Annotated in this window: 3 protein-coding genes; all 3 read right to left on the bottom strand. The window is 34.0% G+C overall.

Annotated elements, in window-relative coordinates; all coding sequences use genetic code 11:
• Window positions 1-338: hypothetical protein (locus tag AB8P06_RS20530; RefSeq protein ID WP_369844502.1), on the bottom strand; the 338-nt coding region annotated here is incomplete at its 3' end.
• A 308-nt stretch (window positions 339-646) separates the two neighbouring features.
• Complete coding sequence (locus AB8P06_RS20525; RefSeq protein ID WP_369844500.1) at window positions 647-2,707, bottom strand: hypothetical protein; 2,061 nt, start codon at window positions 2,705-2,707, stop codon at window positions 647-649.
• 6 nt (window positions 2,708-2,713) lie between these two features.
• Window positions 2,714-3,728 (bottom strand): T9SS type A sorting domain-containing protein (locus tag AB8P06_RS20520; protein WP_369844499.1); only part of this gene is annotated, 1,015 nt, incomplete at its 5' end.

Below are 3,728 nucleotides of genomic sequence, written 5' to 3'. Positions count from 1 at the left end.
TCTACAGTCTTTGTTTCCAATGGAATACCAATCATATTAGCTGTGATCAGCTTTTGGTTATTCTTTTCGTGAGCATATGAATAATTTGTTTCGTGACTTGAATTATCAGGAAACTGTGTTTTTGAAGATGTAACCTGATAGTGGGCCGGATTGGTATAGCTATTTGTTGTCGTTGTTAATAAAGTTACATTATTGGGTAAATATTCTGTGTTTGTGATAACAGTTGGGTTATTAAAGCCGTAATAATTCTCATAAAATCCATAAGAAATGTTTAATAACTGATCCTGGGAAGGGTCAGGATTATACATGAAGTTTTCTCTGAAAACGTAACTTTTCAAACTCTTTATCTGACTATAATCATATTTATATGTTTTATTAATCATACGACTATAGGCTCCATTCTCAAATTTATAAGCATTTTCTTCCAACAATAAGTTTGATTTTAACTCACCGTAGTTGGTTTTTGGAATATTATAGATCTCTGGTGCTCTTCCAATATACGGATCCGAATTGCTTTGGTATGAAAATTTTCTTTCAACAGCACTTTTATTATCTATAACTTCGGTAATGTCAGTATAAAAAACCTTGTTGGTTCTATGGTTAAAATAAGGAAGGATACTATTTTGATGGGCACTATAAACATCTCTTATCTCAACAGAGGGCCATGTTCCTCCATTTGAGCATGATTTTGATGTTTGTTGCTTTGGGCCATAATGTAAATAGAATTATAATCTGCAATCGATGTTTTTTGATTACCAATTTCACTGAGTTTATTGTAATAAAATTTTCTTACATAGTTTCCGCCTTCTATCGTAGATTCTTTTATTGAAGAAATCCTGCTACCACCGAAGTATCTCAGTTCATCCTTAGTAACAGTATGCTCATTATAATCAAAGAATATATTTCCAGCTACTGCGCCTATTCTTGATGAAACAGAATATTCAACTTTATAAGTGTGACCGCTTATTGTATTTAAGGGATAGTAATTAGTTCCTATTTCTGCTATAAAAGGTTCTGATACTTTGTTGTTTTTGGAGAAAACAAGAATTCCTGTTGTTACGTCTGTTATTTGTAAGCTATGAGTATCATGCAGGTTATCGGGCTCACCACAAGAATAAGAGTAATCAAAAGAAGCAGTCCCATAATATTCTACAGGTGCCCCGTTGGAAACAAATGTAAAAGAATCCGCCGGTTTATCATTGGCTAAATTACATTTATTGTAATTGGCATTTAGAAAGCCTTTTACTTTCACCTGTTCATTTACCTGCTCCATGCTTGAATTGGGTTCATAGGAAATTTCTGATGTTCCTTTGGTAGGATGGATGATTTTCTTTAAATTTCCAACAGAAGCTAATAATGGTTTCACTTTTTTATCTGCAGAAAGCATTGACAAAGGCATTACATTAGAAAAGCCACTAAATATTCCAAAGTTGTTATCAGAAACAATAGCCGGGAAAGGAGAAGAATTGGATACGCCATTTGTATACCCGTAATAATCGGCACCTAAACTGAACCTGGAAGGAAGTGATGAAAGCTCATAATATTCAAACTCTGTTTTAATATTTTTATTTACATTTTTAACTGACTTTAAAAAATACCGGCTTCTTGTTGAAACTTCTGCATAAGGTAAACCATAATAAGTAGCAGCAACAGGACTCTGAGTATCAAAATATTCAAAAGAATAAGTGTCTATTAATCTGTTATTGCTTTTTACTTCTATCGACGTTAATAAATTGTTTTCGGGATTATTGATCAGCAAATCTTTTCTTTCCTTACCGTAAATGAAATTAATTTGGGTATCATCTTCAATGATTCCTGTCAGTTTAGGCTTATAGGATTGAATAGTTGATGATGATTTAATAATATCACTATACGTATACTGAGCTCCGGAAGCAGGAATACTGCAATTCTGCTGAACATTAAAGCTGGCATCTAACGATATATAATAATTTAAACTTTCAGTAGAGTAGTTAAAAATAGTTTCCTTTTTTTCAGGGGTAATAACCTTAAATAAATACCAACCGGTATATGCGTTTATTTTTGGACCGGAACTTTCATACGTTGTTCTTTCCGTATTTATTTCTGATCCTCCAAAATAATATTCATTTCCAAATTTATCAGTGAGCTTAAACTCTAAAAGTTTTCCGTAAACAGATAATGGCGAACTTTTAACGGTGATTTCGATTTTAACCTTATCTTTTGATTCTATAAAAACATTTAAATCTTTATCTATATAAAAGTTGCCACTTAAACCATTTGAGATTGAAAAATTAAACCAGTCATATTCTGTATCTATTGGATTTCCTGTTTTTGCTGCGTTCTTTATTTTCTGTAAATCCGCAGTTTCATCGACTGTATCCGGCTTCCAGTTTTCTTTATTTTCGTCAGTTTCATCTTTCACGACTCTTGAAATTACTCCGCCTGCACCCAAATTCCATGACATACCTGTACTGCTTCCAATATCATCCACTCTTACTCCGCTTGTATAGCTTAAAGAAATAGGGGTGTTAATATTATTGTAAATAGGAAAATTATAATTGAAATCTCCACTAATGGATTGTTCAAAGTTAATTCTACTGTTGGCAAATGTTTCCTGGGAAGGAGGTGCAATTTTAGGAAGTCCAAAATTATTATTGGTGGGTATATTCTGACTTTTATAAGTATGAAATGACAAAAGTAGTAGTATTGGTAAATATCTTTTTTTCATCCTGTATTATTTCTTTATGAGTTTAGCATTCGCTGTTTTATTCGTATCCGTTTTCACTACCACAAGGTAAGCTCCCTGAATCAGGTTCTGAGTATTAATCTTCGTCACTGTATTCTTTGTTTTAAGACTCTGAAGCTGTCTTCCTCCCATATCATAAACTACAATCTCAGCTTCCTTGAAATCAAACCCTATTTCCACATAAGCATAATCTGTCACCGGATTCGGGTAAATCTTAATATCCTGTTTTTCGATCAGCTGATCAATCTGTTTATCACCCAGCTTTACAATCTTCCAGTTTTCTTTTCCTAATTCCTCGGCACTGGTTCCTGCCAGAATGATGGAACCATCTCTGTTTAGTTTAATATCCGAAAGTCTTTCCTCCCTTTTTCTGGATTCTCCTTTTACATGCTTTCTCCATTGTTCATTTCCATCCTGATTCAGATACAGCATCCAGAAAGTTTCATCATCATTTTCTATTCTTCCTTCTGCCTGGGTATAACCACCCAAAAGAATACCTTTAGACTTTCCGCTTCCATCTTCCATCTTCCCACTTATGACACTCATTCCCATTAAAACATCCCTGTTTTTAAAGTTGTAGGATCTCTGCCAGATTTCTTCCCCTCTTTCATTAATTGAGATCAGCCAAAGATCTGTTCCTTCTTCTATGCCAACCGATTTATTTCCCGATCTTTCCGATCTTGATTCCCCACCGATTAAATATCCCGCAGATGTTAAGGCAAGGGTTCTTAAATGATCATCACCTTTTCCTCCATAGTTCTTTTCCCATTCTACTTTACCGTCTTTACTAAGCTTTACGATCCAATAATCGCCTTCGCCATAATTTTCAGTTTTCTTTGATCCTGTAGTACTACTTCTGGAATACATTCCGAGTAATGCTCCACTATCTTTTGTTGGAATCATTTTTTCAACTTCATCCAGTCCTCTTCCTCCTAAAATAAGTTGTGAGATTTCTTTTCCGTCTTTGTCAAGTCTTATGATTAAAATGTCTTTAGAACCATAA

It is taken from the genome of Chryseobacterium tongliaonense (assembly GCF_041224435.1).
Taxonomy (GTDB): domain Bacteria; phylum Bacteroidota; class Bacteroidia; order Flavobacteriales; family Weeksellaceae; genus Chryseobacterium; species Chryseobacterium tongliaoense.
This window is presented reverse-complemented; position numbering and strand designations above follow the sequence as displayed.

Coding starts and splice junctions, on each gene's coding strand:
- AB8P06_RS20525 (WP_369844500.1), bottom strand. CDS start 2,707: ATGAAAAAAAGATATTTACCAATACTACTACTTTTGTCATTTCATACT.